Genomic DNA, 1,661 nt, shown 5'->3' on the forward strand with positions numbered 1-1,661 from the left:
TGATATGCTCCCCTTAAGGTAGACAGATGAAATAAAAAGTCTGTTTATCTTAAGGGGAGTTTTTTTATGGGGTATTCTAAAGAGTTTAAATACACAGTCTTATCTACTTATAAAGAGGGCGAATTTACAATAAAAGAGCATTGTAAAAAGTTTGAGATAGCCAAGACCTCTCTTAAGAAATGGATTGAGCAATTTGAGAGATATGGAATGGAAGGTCTTAGATCCTCAAGTCCCTGGAAGTCTTATTCTAAAGAGCTCAAGGTCAGAGCTGTTAGGGATTATTTGTCAGGTCAATACTCTCAGAATGAACTTATAAGAATGTATGGTATTTCAAGTAGATCGGTCCTCCAGGAATGGATTAAGACGTATAATAGTTATAGAGAATTAAAGGGTACGTCTATGGGGAGGACGAGTTCTATGACTAAAGGAAGAAAAACAACATGGGGTGAACGTAGACAGATTGTACTTGATTGTTTGGAGAACGGGAAGGATTATCAGAAAAAAGCTGAAACATACGAGGTCTCCTACCAACAGGTGTATCAATGGGTTAAGAAGTATGAAAAAGATGGAGATGAAGCGCTTAAAGATAAGCGTGGAAGAACAAAGCAAGAAAACGAGTTAACACCTGATGAGGCATTTAAGTTACAGATGAAAAGATTAGAACGAGAGAATGAACGATTACGGGCGGAAAATGCATTCTTAAAAAAGTTAGAGGAGATCGAAAGGAGGCAAAAGTAGTCTATATACCAAATGAAAATAAATATATGGCCATCCAGGAACTACATGTTAAAGAAAAAGTAAGTATTCTTTTGCTTTGTGAAATCGCAGGTCTCTCACGAGCTGCCTATTATAAGTGGCTAAAACGAATGCCTTCTAAGCAAGAGCGTCAGAATAATGAGATTATAAAAGAGCTGAAAGCTCTCCATAAGAAAGTGGAGGGCATCTATGGGTATCGTCGAATGACAATGAATATAAACCGAATCTTAAACAAGAAATTTAATCCTAAACGGATTTATAGGCTGATGAGGGTTGCGGATATACAGTGCGTCATTCGAAAAAAGAAGAGTAGATATAAGCGTTCTATCCCCCAACATGTGGCGGAGAATGTGTTAAATCGTGAATTCACAGCAGAAAAGAAAAATACAAAATGGGTAACGGATGTCACAGAATTCAAATATGGTTCACAAAAGAAAGCTTATCTAAGTGCCATTTTAGATTTGTATGATGGATCAATCGTAAGCTATGTAGTAGGACATTCGAATAATAATAGCCTCGTGTTCAAAACGCTAGACCAAGCAATAGAACAGTTAGAGGAAGAACAACCACTTATTCACAGTGATCGAGGATTTCAGTACACTTCTCATGGGTTCAAACGCAAGGTGGATCAAGCCCAAATGACTCAAAGCATGTCACGTGTGGGTAGATGTATAGATAATGGACCAATGGAATCATTCTGGGGAACCCTCAAGTGTGAAAAGTATTACTTACATAAATTTGAGACATTTGAAAACCTGTCTATAGCGATAGATGAGTATATCCATTTTTATAATTATGAAAGATATCAAAAACGATTAAACGGCCTCAGCCCTATAGAATATAGAGCTGAAGCCTCTTAGTTGGTTTTTATTATTTTTACTGTCTACTTGACGGGGTGCAGTTCA

At 37.1% G+C, this 1,661-nt stretch carries 1 protein-coding gene; it reads left to right on the plus strand.

What is annotated here, in order from left to right:
- Nucleotides 1–66 precede the first annotated feature (66 nt).
- Nucleotides 67–1,616 (plus strand): IS3 family transposase gene (locus IHV10_RS23160; protein ID WP_370568613.1). Its coding sequence is split into 2 segments (ribosomal slippage): nucleotides 67–691 and nucleotides 691–1,616, totalling 1,551 coding nucleotides; the frame shifts between segments, so codons are not numbered across the junction.
- Nucleotides 1,617–1,661 lie beyond the last annotated feature (45 nt).

The organism is Fictibacillus sp. 5RED26, assembly GCF_015903895.1.
In the GTDB taxonomy this organism is placed as follows: Bacteria; Bacillota; Bacilli; order Bacillales; family Fictibacillaceae; genus Fictibacillus; species Fictibacillus phosphorivorans.